Origin of the sequence: Aidingimonas halophila, from assembly GCF_900106955.1 — a bacterium.
GTDB lineage: Bacteria > Pseudomonadota > Gammaproteobacteria > Pseudomonadales > Halomonadaceae > Aidingimonas > Aidingimonas halophila.
The window spans coordinates 200,460-223,180 of record NZ_FNNI01000006.1 but is presented as its reverse complement, the minus strand read 5'-3'; the positions used below and the strand labels follow the sequence as shown (position 1 = coordinate 223,180).

Annotated in this window: 23 protein-coding genes; 15 read left to right on the top strand and 8 right to left on the bottom strand. The window is 61.4% G+C overall.

Annotated elements, in window-relative coordinates; genetic code table 11:
- Positions 1–32: 32 nt before the first annotated feature.
- Genes coaE through pilB form a run of 4 tightly spaced genes read right to left on the bottom strand, consistent with a single transcriptional unit; the run spans position 33 to position 4,500 of the window.
- The gene (coaE, locus tag BLW01_RS12855) at positions 33–665 is read right to left on the bottom strand and encodes a dephospho-CoA kinase (protein WP_092570342.1); all 633 of its coding nucleotides are present in this window, start codon (positions 663–665) and stop codon (positions 33–35) included.
- Positions 662–1,513: a prepilin peptidase gene (locus BLW01_RS12850; RefSeq protein WP_092570340.1), complete on the bottom strand. Its 852-nt coding sequence runs from the start codon at positions 1,511–1,513 to the stop codon at positions 662–664. The genes coaE and BLW01_RS12850 overlap by 4 nt, the downstream gene beginning before the upstream one ends.
- A 30-nt stretch (positions 1,514–1,543) precedes the next feature.
- Entirely contained in the window at positions 1,544–2,749 is a 1,206-nt protein-coding gene (locus BLW01_RS12845; protein ID WP_092570339.1) for a type II secretion system F family protein, read from the bottom strand.
- A gap of 29 nt (positions 2,750–2,778) precedes the next feature.
- Positions 2,779–4,500: a type IV-A pilus assembly ATPase PilB gene (gene pilB / locus BLW01_RS12840; protein ID WP_092570337.1), complete on the bottom strand. Its 1,722-nt coding sequence runs from the start codon at positions 4,498–4,500 to the stop codon at positions 2,779–2,781.
- 260 nt (positions 4,501–4,760) lie between these two features.
- On the opposite strand from pilB, the gene BLW01_RS18885 reads away from it, so the two are divergent.
- The 5 genes from BLW01_RS18885 to BLW01_RS12815 all read left to right on the top strand — a co-directional run bounded on the left by BLW01_RS18885 (position 4,761) and on the right by BLW01_RS12815 (position 9,180).
- Complete coding sequence (locus tag BLW01_RS18885) at positions 4,761–5,159, top strand: prepilin-type N-terminal cleavage/methylation domain-containing protein (protein ID WP_092570336.1); 399 nt, start codon at positions 4,761–4,763, stop codon at positions 5,157–5,159.
- Positions 5,160–5,168: 9 nt separating this feature from the next.
- On the top strand, positions 5,169–6,311 hold the full coding sequence (locus tag BLW01_RS12830) for an acyltransferase family protein (protein WP_229806460.1): 1,143 nt from the start codon (positions 5,169–5,171) through the stop codon (positions 6,309–6,311).
- Positions 6,308–7,402, top strand: coding sequence for a serine hydrolase (locus BLW01_RS12825; RefSeq protein WP_139243936.1), 1,095 nt, complete (start codon positions 6,308–6,310; stop codon positions 7,400–7,402). Before BLW01_RS12830 ends, BLW01_RS12825 begins: the two co-directional genes overlap by 4 nt.
- A 5-nt stretch (positions 7,403–7,407) precedes the next feature.
- The gene (locus BLW01_RS12820; RefSeq protein WP_229806461.1) at positions 7,408–8,868 is read left to right on the top strand and encodes a phospholipase D family protein; all 1,461 of its coding nucleotides are present in this window, start codon (positions 7,408–7,410) and stop codon (positions 8,866–8,868) included.
- Between the two features lie 99 nt (positions 8,869–8,967).
- Positions 8,968–9,180, top strand: coding sequence for a DUF6494 family protein (locus tag BLW01_RS12815; RefSeq protein WP_092570330.1), 213 nt, complete (start codon positions 8,968–8,970; stop codon positions 9,178–9,180).
- A gap of 10 nt (positions 9,181–9,190) precedes the next feature.
- Here the strand turns inward: BLW01_RS12815 and soxR are convergent, their stop codons facing one another.
- Positions 9,191–9,652: a redox-sensitive transcriptional activator SoxR gene (soxR, locus tag BLW01_RS12810; RefSeq protein ID WP_092570328.1), complete on the bottom strand. Its 462-nt coding sequence runs from the start codon at positions 9,650–9,652 to the stop codon at positions 9,191–9,193.
- Positions 9,653–9,759: 107 nt separating this feature from the next.
- Between soxR and BLW01_RS12805 the strand changes: the two genes are divergently transcribed.
- From BLW01_RS12805 to BLW01_RS12765, 9 genes are all read left to right on the top strand, one after another.
- Positions 9,760–11,652: an ABC transporter ATP-binding protein gene (locus BLW01_RS12805; RefSeq protein ID WP_092570326.1), complete on the top strand. Its 1,893-nt coding sequence runs from the start codon at positions 9,760–9,762 to the stop codon at positions 11,650–11,652.
- Positions 11,649–12,611 carry an ABC transporter ATP-binding protein gene (locus tag BLW01_RS12800; RefSeq protein WP_229806462.1) on the top strand — a complete coding sequence of 321 codons (963 nt, stop codon included), beginning with the start codon at positions 11,649–11,651 and terminating at the stop codon, positions 12,609–12,611. Before BLW01_RS12805 ends, BLW01_RS12800 begins: the two co-directional genes overlap by 4 nt.
- On the top strand, positions 12,608–13,369 hold the full coding sequence (locus BLW01_RS12795) for an ABC transporter permease (RefSeq protein WP_092570322.1): 762 nt from the start codon (positions 12,608–12,610) through the stop codon (positions 13,367–13,369). The genes BLW01_RS12800 and BLW01_RS12795 overlap by 4 nt, the downstream gene beginning before the upstream one ends.
- Positions 13,370–13,506: 137 nt before the next feature.
- Positions 13,507–14,043 carry a DUF1269 domain-containing protein gene (locus tag BLW01_RS12790; RefSeq protein WP_092570320.1) on the top strand — a complete coding sequence of 179 codons (537 nt, stop codon included), beginning with the start codon at positions 13,507–13,509 and terminating at the stop codon, positions 14,041–14,043.
- Between the two features lie 46 nt (positions 14,044–14,089).
- The gene (locus BLW01_RS12785) at positions 14,090–14,686 is read left to right on the top strand and encodes a TetR/AcrR family transcriptional regulator (protein ID WP_092570318.1); all 597 of its coding nucleotides are present in this window, start codon (positions 14,090–14,092) and stop codon (positions 14,684–14,686) included.
- Positions 14,687–14,847: 161 nt separating this feature from the next.
- Positions 14,848–15,321, top strand: coding sequence for a tellurite resistance TerB family protein (locus BLW01_RS12780; protein ID WP_092570316.1), 474 nt, complete (start codon positions 14,848–14,850; stop codon positions 15,319–15,321).
- Positions 15,318–15,929: an exopolysaccharide biosynthesis protein gene (locus BLW01_RS12775; RefSeq protein WP_092570314.1), complete on the top strand. Its 612-nt coding sequence runs from the start codon at positions 15,318–15,320 to the stop codon at positions 15,927–15,929. Before BLW01_RS12780 ends, BLW01_RS12775 begins: the two co-directional genes overlap by 4 nt.
- Positions 15,930–16,061: 132 nt before the next feature.
- Positions 16,062–17,042: a coiled-coil domain-containing protein gene (locus BLW01_RS12770; RefSeq protein WP_092570313.1), complete on the top strand. Its 981-nt coding sequence runs from the start codon at positions 16,062–16,064 to the stop codon at positions 17,040–17,042.
- Between the two features lie 15 nt (positions 17,043–17,057).
- Positions 17,058–18,251 carry a M24 family metallopeptidase gene (locus BLW01_RS12765; RefSeq protein WP_092570311.1) on the top strand — a complete coding sequence of 398 codons (1,194 nt, stop codon included), beginning with the start codon at positions 17,058–17,060 and terminating at the stop codon, positions 18,249–18,251.
- On the opposite strand, the gene BLW01_RS12760 is transcribed toward BLW01_RS12765, so the two are convergent.
- Genes BLW01_RS12760 through BLW01_RS12750 form a run of 3 tightly spaced genes read right to left on the bottom strand, consistent with a single transcriptional unit; the run spans position 18,237 to position 21,779 of the window.
- Positions 18,237–19,358 (bottom strand): ABC transporter substrate-binding protein, encoded by a 1,122-nt coding sequence (locus BLW01_RS12760; protein WP_092570309.1) that lies wholly within the window; start codon positions 19,356–19,358, stop codon positions 18,237–18,239. The two genes, BLW01_RS12765 and BLW01_RS12760, sit on opposite strands and share 15 nt — an antisense overlap.
- On the bottom strand, positions 19,345–21,105 hold the full coding sequence (locus BLW01_RS12755) for a chloride channel protein (protein ID WP_092570308.1): 1,761 nt from the start codon (positions 21,103–21,105) through the stop codon (positions 19,345–19,347). The genes BLW01_RS12760 and BLW01_RS12755 overlap by 14 nt, the downstream gene beginning before the upstream one ends.
- Positions 21,102–21,779 (bottom strand): phosphoribosyltransferase, encoded by a 678-nt coding sequence (locus BLW01_RS12750; RefSeq protein WP_229806463.1) that lies wholly within the window; start codon positions 21,777–21,779, stop codon positions 21,102–21,104. The genes BLW01_RS12755 and BLW01_RS12750 overlap by 4 nt, the downstream gene beginning before the upstream one ends.
- A gap of 90 nt (positions 21,780–21,869) precedes the next feature.
- Here BLW01_RS12750 and apbC point away from each other — a divergent pair, with 90 nt between their 5' ends.
- Positions 21,870–22,709: an iron-sulfur cluster carrier protein ApbC gene (gene apbC, locus BLW01_RS12745; RefSeq protein ID WP_175529844.1), complete on the top strand. Its 840-nt coding sequence runs from the start codon at positions 21,870–21,872 to the stop codon at positions 22,707–22,709.
- The last annotated feature ends 12 nt before the right edge of the window (positions 22,710–22,721 follow it).

Sequence of the window (22,721 nt, the reverse complement as noted above, 5' to 3'; positions counted from 1 at the left end):
CGCTGTTTGACGATGTCGACAAGGATGCCGAATCACGGCGATGGGGGGAAGCCCGATTGACGATATCGACGATCCAGGTCGGCGACTTGTCGAGCCAGTGCCTCGTCGTCACCGCTGTTGTCGATGATGTCGTCGGCACGTTTCCGTCGTTCGGCGCGCGGCATCTGGGCGGCGATAATGGCTCTGGCCTGGTCTTCGTCGACTCCGTCCCGCTCCACGGTTCGCTGGATCTGCAGGGCTTCGGGAATATCGACGATGACAATGCGATCGACCATCTCATGCTGACTGGACTCGAGTAACAGCGGTGATACCAGCAAGTGATAGGGAGCGGGACCGCGTGCCATGGCATCGAGATGTTCGCTGAGGCGTTCTCGGATGCGGGGGTGGGTGACCGATTCCAACCATCGGCGCTCCTCGCTGTCATTGAAGACGATCTCTCGCAGGGCGCGCCGGTCGAGCCGCCCATCCGGTTGCAGAATGCGTTCACCGAAATGCGCGGCGATCTCTGCCAGAGCCGGTTCACCGGGTTCGACGATTTCCCGGGCGACGTCGTCGGCATCCACCCAGGGGATGCCGTGGGCGGCGAAGGCTCTGGCCACGGTCGATTTACCCGAGGCAATGCCGCCGGTCACGCCGATGGTGAGGGGGTGCGTTGTCCGGCTCATAGCAGCAGGTCCTGATACAGCGTCATCACGGGAGTCTCGAAGAGTATCGCGATCCAGCCGGCCATGGCGAGGAAGGGGCCGAACGGCATCGGCATGCCGCGCAGGCGGGGAACGGCTGTCTGAATCGCGAGGCCGATGATGGCGCCGACACCGGCCGAGAGAATCAGCAGCAGCGGCAGCCACTGCCAGCCCAGCCAGGCCCCCAGGGCAGCGAGCAGTTTGAAATCGCCATAGCCCATGCCTTCCTTGCCGGTGACCAGTTTGAACAGCCAGTAGAAGGCCCAGAGGACCAGATAACCCGCCATGGCGCCGATCACTGCGTTCGACAGCCATAACGGCTGAAACCATAGATGATAGGCCAGGCCGGCCCATAGCAAGGGAAGCGTGATGGCATCCGGCAGCAACTGGGTGCGAAAGTCGATCACTGCCAGAGCCAGCAGCGTCAGACAGGCGCCGATCAGCATCAGCGAGGCGAGCGAGGGGCCATGCAGGGCGACGACGGCCAGGGTCAGCGCCGTGCCGGCGAGTTCGATCAAGGGGTACTGCGGGCTGATCCGCGTTTGGCAATGGCGACAATGTCCACCCAGCATGACATAGCTCACCAGGGGGATCTTGTCCCGCCAAGCGAGCGGCTGCTCGCAACGCGGACACATCGACGACGGCGACAGCAGGTTGAAGCGCGTGCTCTCGTCGCCGGGTAACTCCAGTGCGGCCTGAGCCTCGGCACGCCATGCCCGCATCAGCATGACCGGCAACCGGGTGATGACGACGTTCAGAAAGCTGCCCAGGCCTAGGCCCAGCAGGGCGGTGAGTAACCAGAAAAGCGGGGGTGGCAGTTCGGCGATCACGGTCAGTGTCCTACGCGTTGGTGCAACATCTTACAGCGTATTGCCCAGTTCGAAGATGGGCAGATACATGGAGACGACGAGTCCGCCGACCAGAATGCCGAGCACCACGATAATGGCGGGTTCCAGGAGTGATAACAGGGCGTCGACACGGTTCTCGACCTCTTCCTCGAAATAGTGCGCGGTACGGTTGAGCATGGTTCCCAGCGAGCCGGCGTCTTCGCCGATACCGATCATTTGTACGGCCAGCACCGGAAAACGTTGGGTTGTTGCCATCGCGGCCTGTAGCGTACGGCCGGTGACGACCTCCCTTCTGACCCGCTCGATGGCGTGGTCGTAAACACGGTTGTCGCTTGCACCGGCCGCGGTAGCCAGGGCATCCACGAGTGGCACCCCGGCATCATACAGGGTGGCCAGCGTTCGAGCGAACCGCGCCATGGCCGCCTTGTCGAGAATGTCGCCGATGATCGGCAGCTTCAACGTCAGGGCTTGCAGGCGATAGGCGAATCGTGTCGAGCGGAGGAAACGCCGTCGGAGCAGATAGCCGGCCGCGGCGAGTCCGGCCAGACACCCGCCGCCGTATCGCTGGGTCGCCTCCGACAATGCGATGGTCACCTGGGTCATGGCCGGCAATTCGGCGTTCACACCCCGGAACAGACTCTCGAACTGGGGCACGACCTTGACCAGCAGCAGTGCCGTGACGACCAGACCGATCAGGATCACGGCCGCAGGGTAATACAGCGCCTTCCTGACCCGGCCCTTGAGCGTTTCGATGCGCTCCTTGTAGGTGGCAATACGCTCGAGCATGCGGTCCAGCGTGCCGGATTGCTCCCCGGCGGCGACCATGTTGACGAACAGTCGGTCGATCGCATCGGGGTGGCGGTACAAGGCCTCGGCGACACTCGACCCGGCGGCGATGTCGTGTCTGAGCCGGCGGATCAGTGACACCAGGGGCGGTTTGGAGACACTCTCGGCCAGGGTGTCGAGCGACTGCAGGATCGGTATGCCGGCGTGCAGCAGCGTCGCGAGCTGACGGGCGAGCAGCATGGTGTCGCGGGAGGTGATGCGTCCCCGTCCCGGCCATTGGCGTTGACGCTGAATGCGCTTGACTAGAATACGGCGGCCGTGGAGGTCGCGTTCCACTTCCCGTCGGGAGGTGGCGATACGTTCGCCACTGATCCGCTGCCCGCTGGCATCGATGCCGGTCCAGCGCCATCGTGCCGGTGTGGCTGTGTTCATGGGCGTCCATTCCCTTCGTTGATTGATGCCTAGTGGCCGATCACCCGATTCACTTCCTCCAGGCTCGTCACCCCCTCCATGACCTTGCGCAGGCCGCTGTGACGCAGGTCGTGACATCCTTCGTGACGGGCTTGAGCCGCCAGCGCCCGGGCATCGTCGTGGCGCAGGATCGACTGGGCAATGGCGTCGGTGACGGGCAACATCTCGTGAATGCCGACACGTCCGTGGTAACCGCCATGGCAGTGTTGACAGCCAACGGGGGCATAAATCGTCGCCCGCTCGATATCCGTCTCGTTGAACCCCTCTTCCCGCAATGTCTCGCGAGGTAGGTCGGCGGGATGCCGACAGTGCAGGCACAGTCGCCTCACGAGTCGCTGCGCAATGATCAATGACACGGAACTGGCAATGTTGAAGGCCGCCACGCCCATGTTCGACAGACGGGTCAGTGTCTCGGCAGCCGAATTGGTATGCAGGGTGGAAAGCACCAGGTGACCGGTCTGAGACGCCTTGATGGCAATGTCGGCGGTTTCTCGATCGCGGATTTCGCCGACCATCACCACGTCCGGATCCTGACGCAGGAATGCACGCAACGCCGTCGCGAAGTCGAGGCCGATGCGTGGTGCGACATTCAACTGGTTGACTCCGGCGAGCCGGACTTCCACCGGATCTTCCGCGGTCGAGATATTCCGGACCTGGGTGTTGAGTTGCGCCAGCCCGGCGTAGAGCGTGACCGTCTTGCCACTGCCGGTGGGACCGGTGACCAGGATCATTCCCTGGCTGGCCTCGAGGTGATGGATATAGCAGGCCTGTTGCTCCGGCGTGAAGCCCAGCGCATCGATATCCCGCTGTGCCGTGGTCGGGTCGAGGAGACGCAGGACGAGCTTTTCTCCATGCACGGTCGGCATCGAGCTGAGCCGGAAGTCCACTGATTGTCGTCCCGACACCTGCAGCCGAATCGCCCCGTCCTGAGGCAGTCGCCGTTCCGAGATATCCAGCTGTGCCATCACCTTGAGCCTGGCGGCGAGCCGATGGCGCATATCGATGGGCGGACGGGCCACTTCGACCAGCATGCCGTCGATGCGCAGCCGAATGCGGTAATGAGTCTCATAGGGCTCGAAATGGATGTCCGACGCGCCACGGTGAATGGCATCCCTGAGAATGCCGTCGATGAAGCGAACCACCGGGGCGTCATCATCGCTGATACGATCCGGGGCGGCGTCAGGTGTGTCGGTCGTGACGTCGGCCACTTCGAAGTCATGACCGCCATCACGGCTCAAATAGTGATCGAGTAGCGCGCGCAGCCGGCCTTCAGGGGCGAGAACACCCTCGATGACCAGGCCGGTGGCGAACTGCAGGTCATCGAGCCGGGCCAGTGTCGCGGGTTGGGGAATCGCGACGCGCAGGCATTGTTCGGTCCGTTCGAGCGGCAGTATGCCGTGCTTGCGAAGCAGGTTGGTCGGCAGGTCGGTCGTGGCAGGTAGCCTTTCCGTGCGTATGGACTGGAGGTCCGAAAACGCCAGCCCGTAAGCTCGGGAGGCGGCCTGCTCGATCGCTGTGGTGGTAGCCCGGGCGTGTTCCAGCAACGTTTCCAGCCATGATCGCCCGGCCGTGTGTGCCGCTCGTTCGATATCGGCAACGTCATGGGCCGAAAGACAGCCGATGGCGATCAATTGATGTGCCAGTCCATGCCACTCGTGATTCTCGGGGAGGGGGTGAGTAGCGGTGTCGCGAGGTGGCTGCATGGAGGTCATGACGATGTCTGTGACGGCGCGATCGGTAAGGGCGATGTATCAGTTGATTCGAATATGAATGAATCATGATGCATTGTTCACATAATCCGGCCGGATTGCCAATCCCGAGCGTTCAGGGACTTCTCGATGCATGCCCCGGGCGCGATTCGCAATTTCCCGCGGGTACGGTAGGATAGCTCCGGGCATCTGCCGCTGACGATGGATCGTCGGGCAGGGAAGGTGGTTGGCCGGGTGAGTGGCCTCATTCAAAGGGAGCTTGAATGCATACGATAACCCAACCCCGGACGCAGACCGGGTTCACGCTGATTGAACTACTGATCGTCATCGCTATCGTCGGTACCCTGGCGACCATTGCGGTACCCCGTTATATCGGTTACCGGGAGAGGGCGGCGATTACCGCTTGCGAGCAGGAGCTTGCGGCGGCGATGACGGCACTGGTGGTAGAAGGTGCAGACATGGAAGGCGATGGCGATGACCTGGCGGAACGTTACCACTGGAGTGCCTGTGACGGCTCGACGGTCGGCTATCACCCCGCCAAGGATGATGAACCCGCGACGCTTTCGGCCTATGCGTCGCGCTTCAGTGATCAGGAACCCGATGCATCAGAGCAACTATCCGAGGTGAGTTTTGGTAACGAAATCAATGCCGACGATGTCTGAGGCGGGTCGATGGCCGGCGACGCGTCGATGATGCCCGCAGCATCGTGGTCATTGCGGTTGTCCGAGCGCCCGTCGTTGCCACGGCCCGAAGGGCGAGTGGCGGCGATCGATCTGGCGCGCGGCGTGGCCATCGCGCTGATGATTCTCAGCCACAGTGTCAGTGGGCTGCTGGGCATCGATCAGGTCCCGGCGTGGGGCATGGTACCGATCCATTTGCTGACCAAGTTCTCCTCGTCATTGTTCATCATGGTGTTCGGGATTGCCCTGGCGGTGGCCTTTCTGCCCAGGACCGGCACGTCGGACTGGCCGCGTCGACGTCGCAAGCTGCTGCTGCGCGGACTAGAAGTACTGTTTTGGTACAAGGCGCTGACCATCGTGGAAATGATGCCGTTGTACGAGCCGGCGGATATCCTCGATGCCGTGCTCTACCAGCGATTCCCGATCTGGGTGGAGATCCTGGGGTTCTACGCGATCGCCTTGTTATGGATTCCCTGGCTGCTGCCGTCATGGCGGCGTCTGCCTCTGTGGTCACGGTTGCTGCTGCCCGTCGCCATTGCCGTATTGGCCGATGGGTTGGAGCGCCATTTCCACTTCTGGGGCAGCGAACCGTTCAAGGCGCTGCTGGTCGAGGATGCGGATCACTATACCTGGGGGCAGCTATCGCGATTGCCGGTGGTGATGCTTGGCTTGCTGATCGGCGAAGCCGTCCTGCGCTGCTATTGGCATGTCTCCATGCGGTGGCGCTTGATCATGGCATTGGGCGTATCGGGTGCTTTGCTGCTTGCCGGCTTCATGGCCGTTGCGGCGACGAGTGAGACGGTCACCTGGTTGGCGGTAGCACGCAATGAGGGCAAACATCCCCCCGAGTTGCCGTTCATGCTGTTCAGTCTGGGCGGCGCCCTGATGGTTCTGGCCGCTGCGTTGGCTGGCGGTGAACGACTCGCCCGGCTTCTGCGTCCGATCACGGTCATCGGCTCCGATGCCCTCAACGCCTTCATCTTCCACATCGTGATGATCTTCCTGATACTGCGCTTCCTGCTCCAGAGTTGGCAGGTGTACAGCTATCCGCAGGTGTTGGGGATCGGTATCGCCATGATTTTCGCCACGGCACTGTGGATACGTGGCTTGCGTTGGATACGGGAGTCGACGTGAGACGGCAACGGTGGTGTCAACGACTCGCGTGGTTGTCGATGGTCTGGCTGTGCATCGGCCTGCCCGCGACAGCCGATGACGCTGACCGCCATTGGTCGTCTCGTCTGGAGAGCCGGCTGGCCGGTATCGATGCCGGCTTTTCCGGCGAAATCGGTGTGTATGTCAAGGCGCTCTCCACTGGCGAGACGTTATCCTGGCGAGCCGATGACGACTGGTATCTGGCCTCGCTGATCAAGGTGCCGGTGGCATTGACGGTCTGGCAACGTATCGATGAGGGGCGGATGTCACTGGATGACACCCTGACCCTGGCACAGAGCGATTATGTCGATGGTGCCGGCCCGACCAATTGGGAATCGCCGGGGACCGCCATGCGCATCGGCGAGTTACTGGATGCCATGCTGACCGTCAGCGACAATACGGCCACCGACATGTTGATACGCGAGGTGGGACGGGACACCGTCAACCGGCACGTCGGGGAGCTGATCGACGATGGGCTGGGAGAGATCACCTCCCTGGTGGATGTCCGTCGTCATATCTACGCCGAACTGCACCCCCGGGCCTTCGGCCTCGGTGGCATGGATTTCATCGAGCTGCAGAAAGCCGATGACGATCGTCATCGCCTGGATTGGCTGGAGCAGCGTATCGGTGTCGATCGCGATGCCTGGGCGATGACGTCACTCGACCTGGCCTATGATGCCTACTACTCGAGGCCGTTGAATTCCGGTCGCCTGGATGCCTTCGGCCAGCTGCTGGAAACCCTGGCCAGCCGACAGGCCTTGTCATCCCGGTCGACCCGTCAGTTGCTGGCAACCATGACGAGAACGTCCAGTGGCGATGATCGACTGAAGGCAGGGCTGGGCAGCGAGGTGGTTCTCGCGCACAAGACCGGCACCCAGCGCCGGCGTACCTGTCATGCCGGTATTGCCATGCAAGCCGGGCAGTCGAGCGATGAAGGTGTCGTCATCGTGGCTTGTACCCGTGGCGAATCCTCGCTGGAAAGGTCCGAGGCGGCCTTGCGGGCCGTGGGGTTGGCGATCGAGGCAAGCGGCGTGTTGTTGTCGCCGGATGGCCCCTCGTCGCGCCGTGAGTGACAGACATGCAATCAGCAAAGGGGCGAACGGTGATGTGGTGGGGGCTGCTGTTGGCGGTTCTGGTCGGGTGCCTGGCCATGGCGATGTATCAGACGCGCAAACCCTTGCCGCCCGGGGTGGGCGAAGCCGGTCCCTTGCGGGACAGCGCATCGGTCGCGTTTCTCTACGATGAGACATTCCGCGATCCCGACGGTCACGCGGCCACCGATCAGTCGATTTTCGATGACATTCTGACGCTGATCGGTCAAGCCGAACGCCTCCTTGTTATCGATATGTTCCTGTTCAATGACTTCGCGGGATCGGCGCAAGGCGATTACCGTCCCTTGTCATCGCAACTCACGCAGGCACTGATCGAGCGCAAGCAATCCGTGCCCGAGTTGGACATCGTCGTTATCACCGATCCTATCAACACGCTCTACGGAAGCCTGGAACCCGACCATTTTCGTGACTTGCGCGAGGCCGGTGTGGTGCTCGTGACGACCGATCTGCATCGGTTGCGGGCATCCAACCCGACCTGGTCAGGGTTCTGGCACCTATGTTGTGCCTGGCTGGGTAACGACACGGGGGGAGGTTGGCTGCCCAACCTGCTGGGGCCGGGCAAGGTCACGCTGCGTGGCTATCTCGACATGCTTAACTTCCGCGCCAACCATCGCAAGACGCTGGTCGCGGATCATGGCGACTCATGGGTCGGGCTGGTGACGTCGATGAATCCCCACGATGCCAGTAGCCGCCACACCAATACGGCGCTGCGTTTCAGCGGCGCGGCCGCCCTGGACCTGTTGAATACCGAGTGGCGGGTGGCGCACTGGTCCGGTGGCGACATCGGGGATCGGCCGGCGGAACGGGTCATGGCAGCCACCACGGAGTCCGCCGGGTCATCGGCGCGGCTACAGATTCTCACGGAAGGTCGCATTCGCGATGCCTTGCTGGCTTCGGTCGACGGTACGGTCGATGGCGATCGCCTGGATATCGCCGTCTTTTATCTCTCGCATCGTCCGATGGTGGCGGCTTTGAAGCGTGCCAGGCAACGCGGTGTGACTATTCGCTTGCTGCTCGATCCCAACCGTGATGCGTTCGGGCTGGAAAAGAACGGTATTCCCAATCGGCAGGTCGCCCATGAGTTGCATCGGGCTGGTGTGGAAATCCGCTGGTGTGCCACCAATGGGGAGCAGTGCCATCCCAAGATGCTGCTGAAGACGCCCGCTGAAGGGCCGTCGGAGTTGATCATTGGGTCCGCCAACTTCACCCGTCGCAATCTCGATAATCTGAATCTCGAGACCAGCGTGCGGTTGCTGGCGGATGCGGAGCAGTCGGCCATGGCGGATGCCGTGGCATTCTTCGAACGTCACTGGCATAACCGTCATGATCGCCGGTACAGCGTGGGCTATGAACGGTTCGCCGACGATTCCCGAGTCCGTTATTGGCAGTATCGACTCATGGAGTCGACCGGACTATCCACGTTCTGATCCGTCCGCCTGGGGGGCGAGCGACTCGTCGCCCGTTCTGATAACGCCTAGACTGCACAGTGCAGTCGTCACACAACCACAAGCCGAATGGAGCTCGCCATGAACGAAGAAGCCTTCAATCTCAGTATGCGCAAATTCCTCAAGATGGTCGGTGTCAACTCCCAGCGCGAGATCGAGCAGGCGGTGGACAAGGCGCTCGCCGAAGGCGCGATTATCGGCGATGAATCGCTACCGGCGAAAATGACGCTCGAGGTCGATGGTCTGTCCTTGAATGTATCCTTCGACGGCCGGATCGAACTCGAAGACTCGTAGCGCTGCCCGATCAGTCCGGGTCCAGCAACCGTGGCCCCGGTCCCTGCTCGGCAAGGGTGTCGCCAGGGTTGCGTAACGGGCAGTCGTTCATCGAGAGGCAGCCGCACCCGATGCAGTGATCAAGCTGATCCCGAAGGCATGTCAGACGCTCGATGCGCTGGTCGAGGTTGTGTTTCCAGCAGGCCGAGAGCCGTTGCCAGTCGGCGAGCGTCGGCGATTTCCCTTCCGGGAGGGTATCGAGGGCTTCGCGTATCTCCGCCAGAGGGATACCGGTACGCTGTGCCACCTTGATGATGGCGACACGGCGCAGCACATCACGTTGGAAACGGCGCTGGTTGCCGGCATTGCGACGGCTGCTGATCAATCCCTTGGCTTCGTAGAAGTGAATGGCGGAAACCGCCAGGCCGCTGCGTTTGGCGACATCGCCGACGCTCAATTCGCGAGGGATGTGTCGGGATGATGTAGTCGTCACGTCGATCTCCTTGACCTCAATTTAACTTAAGGTTGTAACCTGCCAGTCCATCGTTGGGCAAGTCCCAGGCTTGACCCGGAGAGTCTGATACCACGGGAAACGATTGCATGTTTCGCTATTTCGAAAATCTGGTGAATCCGTACCCCGCCGAGGATTTCGGTACGCCGCCCCAAGGACTATGGCCTTTCATCCGCCACTTTTCACGGCCGGTCATGCCGTTGCTGATTGCCATGTCGGTGGCCACGGCATTCGTGTCCGCAGCGGAAGTGCTGTTCTTCCATTACATGGGCGAACTGGTCGATTGGCTATCCGATGCCGACCGTGATGGCTTCTTCGCCGAGCATGGCTGGCGTCTGGCATGGCTCGGTCTGCTGGCGTTGGTCGGGTTGCCGTTGTTGGTATTGCTGCAGTCGCTGCTGACGCATCAGAGCATTTTCGGCAACTATCCGATGATCGGTCGCTGGCTGTCGCATCGGCATATGCTCGGGCAGAGCATGGCCTTCTTTCAGGACGAGTTCGCCGGGCGCATATCGCAGAAGGTGATGCAGACGGCGCTGGCCATGCGGGAAACGGTCACCAAGCTGATGGACCTGATGGTCTATGTGCTGGTCTATTTCGCCGGTGCCATGCTGTTGATGGGGACCGCCGAGCCCTGGCTGATGCTGCCGCTCGGTCTATGGCTGGTGGGTTATATCGCCATCATGTGGTGCTTCGTGCCGCGTCTGCGTGATGTCTCCATGGCCCAGGCCGATGCCCGGGCACGCATGACGGGGCGTATCGTCGACAGCTACAGCAACATCCAGACCATCAAGCTGTTTGCCGATACCGGCCGGGAGCAACGTTACGCTCGGGATGCCATGGAGGGCTTCATGGAGACCGTGCACCGCCAGATGCGACTGGCCACGAAATTGAGCCTGAGTCTGACCCTGCTCAATTCATTGCTGCTGGGCGGTATTGCTGCCATGGCTATCGGTGCCTGGTACCTGGAAGCGGTATCGCTGGGCATGATCGCGGTCGCCATCGCCATGGTGATGCGCATCCGTTTCATGTCCGACTGGATTCTCTGGGAGGTCGCCAGCCTGTTCGAGAATATCGGTACGGTACAGGATGGCATCAACACCATCGCCCGCGAACCGGTGGTCAAGGACCGTGCCGGTGCCACCGAACTGGCCGTGCCGCAAGGCGAAATCCGTTTCGATGCCGTTCGTTTCGGCTATGCTCGTCCCGATGGCCAATCCGCGCGGGTCTTCGATGGACTGAACCTGACCATCGCGCCGGGCGAAAAGGTCGGAGTGATCGGTCGTTCCGGGGCCGGTAAGTCGACCCTGGCCAATCTGCTGCTGCGTTTCTTCGAAGTGGAGGCGGGACGCATTCTGATCGATGACCAAGACATCGCTTCGGTCACGCAGGAATCGCTGCGGCGCCAGATCGGCATGGTCACTCAGGACACCTCGCTGCTGCATCGTTCGGTACGGGAAAACATCCGCTACGGCAGCCCGGATGCCAGTGATGACGAAGTGCGTGACGCCATGCGTCGGGCGCATGCCGATACCTTCATCGACGATCTGGTCGATGCCAAGGGGCGGCGTGGTCTCGATGCCCACGTCGGTGAGCGGGGTGTCAAACTCTCCGGTGGTCAGCGTCAGCGTATTGCCATCGCTCGTGTGCTGCTCAAGAATGCCCCCATCCTGGTACTGGATGAGGCGACGTCGGCCCTCGATTCGGAGGTCGAGGCCGCTATCCAGGAACAGCTCGAGGCATTGATGGAAGGCAAGACCGTGATTGCCATCGCCCACCGATTGTCGACCATCGCAATGCTCGACCGACTGGTCGTCATGGATGAAGGTCGGATCATTGAAAGTGGCACGCACGAGCAGTTGCTGGCACAGCGGGGGCTTTATGCGGCCCTGTGGCAGCGTCAGTCCGGTGGCTTCCTCGGGGTGGACGATGATGACGGTGAAGCATCCCGTCCATCCGCCGCCGTGGAGACACCATTGTGATCGGATCGCAAGGAGGAAGTGTGGAGCCGGCCATTCGCGTCAATCAGTTATCCAAGTCTTATGCGTCGGGATTCAAGGCGCTACAGGATATCGACCTGACCATCGAGTCGGGAGAGATCTTCGCGTTGCTCGGGCCCAATGGGGCCGGCAAGACGACCTTGATCAGTATCATTTGCGGCCTGGTCAACCCCACGCAAGGGCAAGTGCAGGTCGCGGGACACGATATCGTCACGGAGTATCGGGCGGCTCGGTCGAAGATCGGGCTGGTTCCGCAGGAATTGACCAATGAAGCTTTCGAAACCGTCTGGGCCACGGTCAGCTTCAGCCGCGGATTGTTTGGTTGTCCGCCCGATCCGGATCACATTGAGCGGGTGTTGCGGTCGCTGACGCTTTGGGACAAGCGTAACAACAAGCTGATCACGCTCTCGGGAGGAATGAAGCGCCGGGTGCTGATTGCCAAGGCGCTCGCCCACGAACCGCAGATCCTGTTTCTCGATGAGCCGACCGCAGGAGTCGATGTCGAACTGCGCCGCGAGATGTGGCAAGTGGTGAGGCAACTGCGGGAAACGGGTGTCACCGTGATTCTGACCACTCACTATATCGAGGAAGCCGAGGAGATGGCCGATCGCATCGGAGTGATACATCGAGGTGAGATCGTGCTGGTGGAAGACAAGCATCGTCTCATGCGTCAGCTGGGGCGCAAGCAGTTGTCCCTGCATCTGCCGTCTCCGCTTCAGCGGATTCCACCATCGCTCAACGGCCATCAACTGGAACTCACCGAAGACGGCCATGAGTTGATCTACACCTATGATGTGGCCGATGCGAGTGCGGATGAGTGCGGCGGTATCGCGACCCTGCTCGGTGAGTTGCGCGATGCGGGCATCCATTTCACGGACCTCAATACGCGGCAGAGTTCGCTGGAGGACATCTTCGTCAGCCTGGTGAGGGAGCGCCAATGAATCTTTACGGTGTACGGGCAATCTATCTGTCGGAAATGGCAAGGACCCGCCGCACGCTGCTGCAGAGCATCGTGTCGCCGGTGCTGTCGACGTCACTCTATTTCGTGGTGTTCGGCACCGCAATCGGCTCACGTATCGAAGAGATCGATGGTGTCAACTACGGCGCCTTCATCGTCCCTGGGCTGATCATGCTGATGCTGCTGACGCAGAGTGTCTCGAATGCGTCGTTCGGTATCTTCTTCCCCAAGTTCTCGGGAACGATCTATGAATTGCTTTCGGCCCCGGTATCATCGTTTGAAATCGTGCTCGGCTATGTCGGTGCGGCGGCCACCAAGTCGGTCATGCTGGGGTTGCTGATCCTGGCGACCGCCGGGTTCTTCGTTCCGCTGCGCATCGACCATCCGCTGTTGATGCTGTTGTTCCTGATCCTGACGGCGCTGACCTTCAGCCTGCTGGGGTTCATCATCGGTATCTGGGCCGAGAACTTCGAGAAATTGCAACTGGTGCCGTTGCTGGTCATTACGCCGTTGACCTTCCTGGGCGGGACCTTTTATGCGATCGATATGCTGCCGCCGTTATGGCAGACCCTGACGCTGTTCAATCCGGTCGTCTACCTGGTCAGCGGCTTTCGCTGGAGTTTCTATGGCGTCGGGGATGTGAGCCTGGCCGCGAGCCTGGTGATGATCCTGATATTTCTGGGAGTGTGCCTGGCTGTCGTACGCTGGATATTCAAGAGCGGCTACAAGCTCAGGCCTTGATCTCGGTGCCGATTGACTGTCTCGTCGATATGGTGGCTTGCGATTTCGCCAAGTTGAGACACACTTGTAGGAAGGGCCGCGCTGCGGTCAACGTTGCCTCAACACTTCCTTTGTCGAAAGGAAGGAGATAACCCATCATGCAACGCCTCTATTTTCTCTCTCCGGACCTCGAGACGACGGTCAACATCGCCGACGAGCTGGACGAGTTGCGACTCACCAGGGATGAGGTCCATGTCACCGGCAAGGACATGACGCACCTGACCGAGCGTGGCGTCAACAATGCCACCCTGCGGCAGACCTCCGATGTCGTGAATGCCACCGGCCGAGGACTCAAGTTCGGCATTCCGCTGGGGTGTCTGCTGGGCGTCGTCGTCCACTGGTTCCTGTCCGGGCAATACGGCGGCCTGGAGTTCTGGGCACACGTCCTTGGCATGGGATTGTTCGGCGGTCTGTTCGGCGTATGGACGAGCACCATGATCGGCGTCTCGGTACACGATGCCAAGGTCGATAAATATGAGAATGAACTCGAAGACGGAGCATTCCTGATGATGGTCGATGTCCCCGAAGATCGGGAGCGTGAAATCTATGAGGTGATTCATCGCCATCATCCCGAAGTGATCATCGACAAGGTGACGCCGGAGGAGCGGCTCCATCACCAGGGGGTGGGGCACTGAACGGTACGGATTGACGACACTAGACGACTGGTCTAATGTCCGGCGTATGAAACGTAACGCCACCCGTGATGAGTTGATCCGTGTCGGAAGCGACATTATTGCCAGGCAGGGGTACAACACCACTGGCCTCAATGAAGTGTTGAGTGCTGCCGGCGTTCCCAAGGGATCCTTCTATTACTATTTCACCAGCAAGGAAGATTTCGGTCTGGCGGTGATCGATGATTTTGCGTCAGCATATGAATCCCGCCTGGATGCCACCCTGGGCGACACCTCGAAAACGCCTCTGGAGCGCCTGCGCGCTTACTTTGCCGAAGGGGTGTCGGAGATGGCGTCGTGCGAGTGTACCCGAGGCTGCCTGATCGGCAATCTGGGGCAGGAGCTGGCGGCTCGGAACGACGCCTTTCGGGATCGACTGGAGTGCGTTTTCCGGAGTTGGGAGCGGCGCTTTGCCGACTGCCTGGAAGCTGCACGGAAAGCGGGCGAGCTGAGACCTGACTGCGATCCACAGTCGCTTGCCGGTTTTTTGCTGACGGGCTGGGAAGGCGCGATACTTCGGGCCAAGGTCACCCAGTCGGTGGCGCCGATGACGACATTCATCGATATCCTGTTGTCACACCTGCTGGTGGAGGACCCGGCGGCCTGAAAATCGCTGTGGCCGGGCTTTCATGGGAGCTTTCACCGCCTTGGTACTCTGGCCCCGGTCGTCTATCGACATCGGGGGCTTTCCCTGTATGAACCTGGCGTGAAACCTTGGGGGCGGGCAAACTGTCGGATGAGCGTAACCTGTTCAGGATGTCTCTTCTCATGCTCGATACGATTCAACGCTTCTTCAATCAGACCCTTGCCGCGCCGGAGCAGACGGAAAAACGTGACGTCACGCTGGAATTGGCGGCTGCCGCGCTTCTCTGTGAAATCATTCGTGCCGATTACCAGACCGACGACGCGGAGTTGGCGTCATTACGGGTCGCATTACAACGTCACCTGCATGTCGGCGATGATGCTGTCGACGAATTGATGACACTGGCTCAGCAGGAAGTGGAGGATGCCGTCGACCACTATCAGTTCGTCAGCTTGATCCGGGACGATTATACTTATCCGGATCGTGTCGAACTGGTCGAGCTGATGTGGCGCATGGCGTATGCCGATGGTGAGCTGGATCCGTTGGAGGAACACCGTATTCGTCGGCTGGCTGAATTGCTTTATGTCAGTCACAGCGACTTCATTCGCACCAAGTTGTCGGTGCAGGAATCCGTCCCGGCCAAAGGTGATGATGCATGAATCATACACCGAGCCTGGACGAGCAGGGCAACGTCTCCAGCATCGAGGATCTACTCGATTGTCTCGATGGTGCCGATCACGACGGCGGACGGACGTCCGTCGATCATATCCTCTCCGCGGTAGGGCGCCGCTCCTTCGGGCCGCTGTTGCTGCTGGCGGGCTTGATCACCCTGGCACCTGTCATCGGTGACATTCCCGGCGTGCCGACGTTGATGGCCGTTCTGGTCGTGCTGGTAGCCATTCAGCTGCTGCTGGGGCGTGATCATTTCTGGCTACCTGCCTGGCTGCTTGACCGCTCGCTTGCCAGGGACAAGCTCGATCGTGCCGTGGCCTGGATGCGCAAGCCGGCCCGGGCCATCGACCGCGTGCTGCATCCGCGTTTGCGCTTTCTCACCCAGGGGCTGGGAGCACTCGGGATCTCGGTCATGTGCATTCTGATCGCGCTGGCCATGCCACCCATGGAAATCATCCCTTTCACGGCCAATGGCGCCGGGTTGGCATTGACCGTATTTGGCCTGGCGCTGATTGCCAATGATGGTTTGATGGCCCTGCTGGGATACGTCATCACCTTGGGGACTCTGGCCCTGGTGATCGTCAATCTGATGTAGTCGGCAGCTGTCGTGATCTTGTCATTTGGTCGTCAACGCTATCTCCGACCATACTCCTCTTTGGTTATGTGCAGGATTCTCGGGCCGCTTGTGCCCATTGATTGGTCTGTGACGCACTGAAGGGGAAATCGCATGGCAGATGACAACGCCAATACACCATCCACCACACAGAGTCCATTCAAGGACAATCGCGTTCGTGCTCTCGCGCTCGTCGCGATTCTGGCTATTCTCTACGCTATCTATGCCAGTTCCAGCGCCAGTTCTCAGCGCAGCGAGTGGGAAGAGCAGCGCGCCAGTCTCGAAGATCAGATTGGCAGCCTGGAATCCCAGGTCGACAGCCTGGAAAGCGAAAATGAATCGTTGACTGAGGAGGTGGAAGAACTCGAGGCAACGCGAAGCGAGCAGCAGGAGACCCAGGGCACGCTGGACGAGCTCGAATCCGAGGTGGAAAGCGTTCGCGAGGACCGCCAGGCCCGGGAGGACGAGCTCGCCGAACTGGAAGAGCAGCTATCGACCCGGGAAGAGGAACTTTCGGAAACCGAAGACGCCGTGTCGGAAGCGGAAGACGAACTCGCGGCACTCGACGAATCGATCAGCGAACGTGAACAGCAGCGTGAGGCGCTGGACAATGCCATCGAACTGCGCGAAACCCAGGTCGATGAGCTCGATGAATCGATCACCGAGCGCGAACAGCAGCGCGAGGCGCTGGATAATGCGCTGGCGCTTCGCGAAGATCAGGTAAGTGAACTGGACGATACCATTGCCGACCGCGAAGGGCGGCTCGAAGAGCTCGACAACACCGTGGATGTGCGGGAAGAGCAGTTGGCCGAACTGGATGAGCGGTACGAGGCTCGCGAAGCCGAACTGGATGAACTCGATGCGCAGATCGGTGTGGCCCAGTCCAGTTACGACAATGTCGATGAGTCGTTGCGTGAGCGGCAGTCCGAGTATGAATCGCTACAGGGCGATATTGACTCCGCCGAGTCCCGCCTGGAGGAGCTCGAGACCTCCATCGAGGATCGTGAAGGCTACCTGGAGGAACTCAATGAGCAGATCGAGGAGTGGCAGAACGCGCTGGAAGGGTTGGGTAACAACGCCGAAAGCAATGAATGAGGGGCGACATGATTCATGAATCATGATGCATATCGACATGCCCTGAGCCGGACACTGGCAGGCAGCGAGTGTCCGTTCCCGGCGTCGGAGTTTCAGCGACGCCGGGCAGCGGTCGGTGCCGCGATGCGTGAACAGTCGCTGGATGGATTGTTGCTCACCGACCCTTCCGACATCTTCTACCTCACGGGATACACCACCTTCGAAGTGTCCGTGCATACGGCGCTGGTATTTACTCCGGAGCGCCTGGTATTGCAGGTTCCTTCCATCGAGACGGGACCGGCCGTGGCATGTACGCAGGTCGATGACATCCTGGGGTATCGCTGGGAAGGGCTGGAAGAGGTGCTTGGCCCTCTGGCCGATGCGTTGGCTGCAGCGGGGCGGCGTATCGGTATCGATAGCTGGCATGGCTCGCTGCGTTACGGCGTGATTCAGGGGTTGATGGATCGACTGCCCACGCACCGATTCGAGGATGCGGGGGAGGTCATGGCCGGCGCACGTATCGTCAAGACGGCGTCCGAGCTCGATTGTCTGGCCGAAAGTGCCAGGATCACTGCCGTGGGCATCGAGTCGGCGGCCGCGGCGATACGGCCAGGGGTCACCGACAGCGAAATTGCCGCCATCGGCGCGCGCGCCTTGCATGGGTCGGGCAGTGAGTTCATGAGCATGCAACCGATCGTGACCGCTGGCCAACGCAGCAGCATCATTCATACCAATCACCAACGCCATCGCATCGCCGAAGGCGAGCCGGTCTTCCTGGAATTCGGCGCGGCGTTCAAGCGCTACACGGCACCGATGATGCGTACCGTCGTGGCGGGAGAGCCTACCGACGAGATGCATTCGGTCTTTGCCACTATTCGGGCCATGTACGACACCTTGCTCGATGCCATGCGGCCGGCACACCGGTTCGACGACGCCGCCCGCGCCGCGGAACGCGTGATGGCGCCCATCGCCGACGATGTCTTTTTTTCCGGCGTCCATGGCTATGCCGTCGGAGCGCAATTTCCCCCCTCCTGGGTCGAAGGTTCGGGATTCATCGCCCGGGGACAGATGCGTTGCTTCGAATCCGGCATGGTCTTCCATCTGCCGCTGTGCCTGCGCTTGCCGGGGCGCTGGGGGATCGGTTGCAGCGACACGGTAAGAGTCACCGAGAATGGCGGGGTACCGATCACCAACAATGCCTGGACGCTGACCGGATCAGGGGGATTGTGACGAGGAGGACGTCGGCTCCAGCAGGCGCTGCCGGAATCGTTCGTTGACCCGGTCCAGGGTACGTGCATACCAGTCATGATCCTTGGTGATCGCGCGTCGGGCATTCAGGGGGTGGGTCGGAATGTGCAGGCGCATGTCCCGACCACTGTCGTGGTGCGTCGTGACCTGAGTCGCAGCCGAATGCCTCGCGGGGCCATAGGGAATATGGCGGGCGAACGCTGCCAATCGTTCGGTGTCGGTCGCGAAGCGGATGAACTCGCGGGCGAGTTCCGGGTTGTCGCTGTCGCGAGGAATGACCCAGGTTTCGTGTTCCTGTACCTGGCCGTCCCAGAGGATGTCGATCGGCGCTTCCCGGGACACCATGGCATCGAAGAATCGGCCGTTGTAACCGGAGGCCATGACCGCCTCGCCATTGACGAGCATGTCCACCGGCTCATCACCGCCTTCCCACCAATGAACGTCCTGCAGCGACTCCAGGCGTTGTAGCGCCAGATTCAGGCCACGGTCGGTGCTGAGTAGTCTGTAGAGCTCTTCACGCGGAACGCCGTAGGACAGCAGCGCCCACTCGAGGTTGGCGGCAGGCGAACGCTGCAGGGCGCGGGGCCCCGGAAATCGTTGTTGATCGAACAGGTCGGCGATCCGGGTCGGACGGGTGCCCGGAAAGGCATCGCGCCGATAGGCGATGACCGTGGCATACACGGTGTGACTCAAGCTGCAGCGGGTCAAGGCGCCGTCGATGAAATCCTGTGCCATCGGTGTGCCATCCGGTGAGGGAGCGGCGATCGATTCATCGAGTGGCTGCAGCAAGCCCTCGTTACACGCCGCCAGGGCATCGCTCTGAGTCATGTCGATGACATCCCAGGCGATGTCGTTTCGCTCGGCCGCCTGACGAAGGCGGTCGATGCCGCCATCATAGCGGTCCACCTCGACCTCGATGCCCGTGGCCTCGCTGAACGGTTCAAAAAGGGCTTGTTGCTGTGCGCGCTCGTAGGAGCCGCCCCAGCTCAGGACGGTCAGAGTACGGTCATCGTCCGCCACCGTATGGCCGGCTGTCCAGACCAGGCAGATCATGGCCAGAATGGCGCTGCGGGGATCAACTGCTGCCATATTCCTCTCGTCGCAACTCATCGCTTCGCTGCAGGTAGGCTCTGGCGATATCGGTTTCGTATACCACGCCCAGAAACGTATGGTGAGTGCGGTCATCGACCACCGCGATCGCTTCGCCCGAGACATCGCGCATCTGCTCCATGGCGTCACCGAGAGACGTTTCGGGAGTCAGTGTCGGCCGGTTGCCAGCGGTACAGGTTTCGAGAGATCGATCCGTCGATCCGTCATGGCGACATGCTTCCAGCGCGATCAGGGACACGGTGCCGAGATAGTGGCCCGAATCCGACACCAGATACCCTTCCCCATGGCCTGACTCGCCCAGGATGGAGATCGCCTCGTCGACTGTCTGGTCGGGGGATAGCGTGACGCAATCGCGGGTCAGGTACTCGCGGATCGGGGTGACATGCAGCACGGCGTAACTGCGGCCGGCCGAGAGATCCAGCCCGCGTGCCGCCAACTGGACATCGAACAGCGAGCGGCCGAATAACTGGGCGGCAATCGGGCTGGCGAGTGTCACGCTGGCCAGTGCCGCCGTCGTCAGTACATAGCTGCCGGTCAGCTCGAACACGATCAAGAGACTGGTCAGCGGCGCACCGATGACAGGCGCGGTAACCGCGACCATGCCGCAGACGGCATAGAAGATGAAGGTATCCGGTGGCGCTCCCGTCATGGTGCCGACCAGACTGCCGCACAGGGCGCCGAACAATGTGCCGATGACCAGCGCCGGACTGAAGACGCCGCCGGCGAAGCCCATCCCCAGACACAAGGCGGTCGCCAGAATCTTCAACACAAGCACGACGACCAACTCCAGGGGGTCGAAGGCACCGGCGATGGTCGCGAACCGCAGTGTCTCCTGGCCCATGCCCAGGATGTCGGGGACCCACAGCGCCACCAGACCGAGGATGGCCCCGGCGAGAGCGGGTCGGCACACCGCGGGAAGCGGCAGGTGCGAGGCCAGGCGTGCCGTACTCAGGACAGAGCGCATATAGGCGCCGGCCACCAGTGCGCCGCCCGCGCCGATCGCGACGAAGACAGCGAATTCCCAGGGCCGGGGGACGGCGGTGTCGGTGATATGGAACAGGGCGCCGCGTTCGAGCACATTGGTCGCGATGACATGGCCGACAATGGCGGCGGCAGCCACCGGCGCAAAGGCGCGCAAGGCATAGTGACGCAACATGACTTCATGGGCGAACACGATACCTGCCAGGGGCGCATTGAATGCCGTGGCAATGGCCGCGGCGGCACCACAGGCAATGGTGATATTGTCGTCGGAACGCCCCAGGCGCAACAGTCGGGCGCTCAGCGACCCCAGCGTGGCACCCATGTGCACCAGCGGCCCGTATTGACCGACCGAGGCGCCACTGCCCAACGAGAGCAGGGCGCTGATGGCGGAAATCAATCCGGCTCTGGCCGGGAGTCGGCCTTCGCGCGTCTGGACCGCGGCGATCACATCGGCGGGGGTGTGAGGTCGTCGCTCGGGAATCCCGCGATGTAGCAGGCCGACGATGAGCCCGCCGATGGCGGGTACGGTGACAGTGGCTATCATCAACCATTCGTCGTGCCCGAACATCATGCGGCTGCGCGGTGACATGAGCAGCACGTCGTTGAGCGCGAGTACGGCGGCGACGAAACCGACGGCACACAACGCCGCCACACCGCCAATCAACGCTCCCAGCAGCACCAGGGCAAGGAAGCGTATGATGGCGACCGGATCGGCTCCCGGGGTGTCGCTGTCGAGCGGGTTCATTCGGATGAGGAGGCAAGCAACCGTAACACTTCGTCGTCACTGGTCTGATCGAAGTGGCGATACCACTGCCCGACGGCACCGAAGTGGGGCGGTTGACTGAGACAGATGACATCGTCGGCCAATGGGGCGAGTTGTGCGACGGTATCGGGAGGCGCCACGGGTACAGCGACGATCAGGCGCGCGGGGCGCTGCTCTCGCAACGCCTCGAGAGCGGCTCGCATGGTGGCACCGGTGGCCAGGCCGTCATCGACGACGATCACGGTACGCCCCGAAACATCCAGCGTGGCTCTACCGGCACGGTAGGCCATTTCACGACGCTGCAGCTCCTTGGTTTCCTGCGATACGATGTCGTCAACGTCCTGGTCGGCGATGTTCAAGCGCGCCACCAGGTCGTGATGGAGGACGCAAACGCCGTTGCCGGCGATGGCTCCCATGGCGACCTCGGGCTGCCAGGGGACGCCCAGCTTGCGTACCACCAGCGTGTCGAGTTCCGCACCGAGCGAACGGGCGATTTCCCACGCTACCGGCACGCCGCCACGAGGCAGTCCCAGAACCAGCATGGCGGGCATTTCCCGGTAGTGTTGCAATGCGTCGGCGAGCTGGCGCCCGGCGTCATGACGATCCTCGAAATACATGGCGATGGTCTTTTGTCCGGAACAGGATACCTTGAGCATAGGCGAGGCTTGCCCATCCGTTCAAAGCCATTACCGGGGCTTGGGGTCGAAGCGGTTTCGCAGGTTATACTGATCGTCAATCCAGGCATCATGAAATGCCATCAGCAAAGTTTACAGGAGTCAGCCGTGATCGAGGGTGTCAAACATATTGTTGCCGTGGCCTCCGGCAAGGGAGGGGTGGGTAAATCCACCGTCACGGCCAACCTGGCCCTGGCGATGGCCGCCGAGGGATATCGTGTCGGCCTGCTGGATGCCGACATCTATGGGCCCAGCCAAGCGCAGATGCTGGGGATCGGCGAGGGCGTTCGTCCCCAGCAGGTTGGCGAGAACGGCTTCGCCCCGCTCGAAGCGCACGGCATCCAGGCGATGTCGATGGCCTTCATGGTCGATGTCACCGAACCCATGGTATGGCGCGGACCGATGGTGGCCGGCGCCTTCCAGCAGTTGCTCAACCAGACCGTCTGGAACGATCTGGACTATCTGTTCATCGACATGCCGCCGGGTACCGGCGACATTCAACTGACACTGGCACAGAAGGTGCCGGTCTCCGGTGCGGTGATCGTGACCACGCCGCAGGATATTGCGCTGCTGGATGCCCGCAAGGGAATAGAGATGTTCCGCAAGGTCAATGTGCCGGTGCTCGGCATCGTGGAGAACATGAGCCTGCATGTCTGTTCCCGCTGCGGTCACAGCGAGCCGATTTTCGGTGAAGGAGGCGGTGAACGCATCGCCGCGCAGTACGACACACGGCTGCTGGGTCAACTGCCATTGACGCTGGCGATCCGTGAGCAGGCCGATGGTGGCAAACCGACGGTCGTTGCCGAGCCCGATGGTGAGGTGACCATGACCTTCCGGAGTGTGGCACGCGCTGTGGCCGAAGGCGTGGAGAGCCAGAGCGACGAGGGACCGAGCATCACGTTTGGTGAATGAAGGACGAATGAG

Bases quoted from the DNA above. Each gene is read 5' to 3' on its own strand.
- coaE (WP_092570342.1), bottom strand. From the start codon at position 665: ATGAGCCGGACAACGCACCCCCTCACCATCGGCGTGACCGGCGGCATT.
- BLW01_RS12845 (WP_092570339.1), bottom strand. From the start codon at position 2,749: ATGAACACAGCCACACCGGCACGATGGCGCTGGACCGGCATCGATGCC.
- pilB (WP_092570337.1), bottom strand. From the start codon at position 4,500: ATGACCTCCATGCAGCCACCTCGCGACACCGCTACTCACCCCCTCCCC.
- BLW01_RS18885 (WP_092570336.1), top strand. From the start codon at position 4,761: ATGCATACGATAACCCAACCCCGGACGCAGACCGGGTTCACGCTGATT.
- BLW01_RS12830 (WP_229806460.1), top strand. From the start codon at position 5,169: ATGGCCGGCGACGCGTCGATGATGCCCGCAGCATCGTGGTCATTGCGG.
- BLW01_RS12820 (WP_229806461.1), top strand. From the start codon at position 7,408: ATGCAATCAGCAAAGGGGCGAACGGTGATGTGGTGGGGGCTGCTGTTG.
- BLW01_RS12815 (WP_092570330.1), top strand. From the start codon at position 8,968: ATGAACGAAGAAGCCTTCAATCTCAGTATGCGCAAATTCCTCAAGATG.
- BLW01_RS12805 (WP_092570326.1), top strand. From the start codon at position 9,760: ATGTTTCGCTATTTCGAAAATCTGGTGAATCCGTACCCCGCCGAGGAT.
- BLW01_RS12795 (WP_092570322.1), top strand. From the start codon at position 12,608: ATGAATCTTTACGGTGTACGGGCAATCTATCTGTCGGAAATGGCAAGG.
- BLW01_RS12790 (WP_092570320.1), top strand. From the start codon at position 13,507: ATGCAACGCCTCTATTTTCTCTCTCCGGACCTCGAGACGACGGTCAAC.
- BLW01_RS12785 (WP_092570318.1), top strand. From the start codon at position 14,090: ATGAAACGTAACGCCACCCGTGATGAGTTGATCCGTGTCGGAAGCGAC.
- BLW01_RS12780 (WP_092570316.1), top strand. From the start codon at position 14,848: ATGCTCGATACGATTCAACGCTTCTTCAATCAGACCCTTGCCGCGCCG.
- BLW01_RS12775 (WP_092570314.1), top strand. From the start codon at position 15,318: ATGAATCATACACCGAGCCTGGACGAGCAGGGCAACGTCTCCAGCATC.
- BLW01_RS12770 (WP_092570313.1), top strand. From the start codon at position 16,062: ATGGCAGATGACAACGCCAATACACCATCCACCACACAGAGTCCATTC.
- BLW01_RS12765 (WP_092570311.1), top strand. From the start codon at position 17,058: ATGAATCATGATGCATATCGACATGCCCTGAGCCGGACACTGGCAGGC.
- BLW01_RS12760 (WP_092570309.1), bottom strand. From the start codon at position 19,358: ATGGCAGCAGTTGATCCCCGCAGCGCCATTCTGGCCATGATCTGCCTG.
- BLW01_RS12755 (WP_092570308.1), bottom strand. From the start codon at position 21,105: ATGAACCCGCTCGACAGCGACACCCCGGGAGCCGATCCGGTCGCCATC.
- BLW01_RS12750 (WP_229806463.1), bottom strand. From the start codon at position 21,779: ATGCTCAAGGTATCCTGTTCCGGACAAAAGACCATCGCCATGTATTTC.
- apbC (WP_175529844.1), top strand. From the start codon at position 21,870: ATGAAATGCCATCAGCAAAGTTTACAGGAGTCAGCCGTGATCGAGGGT.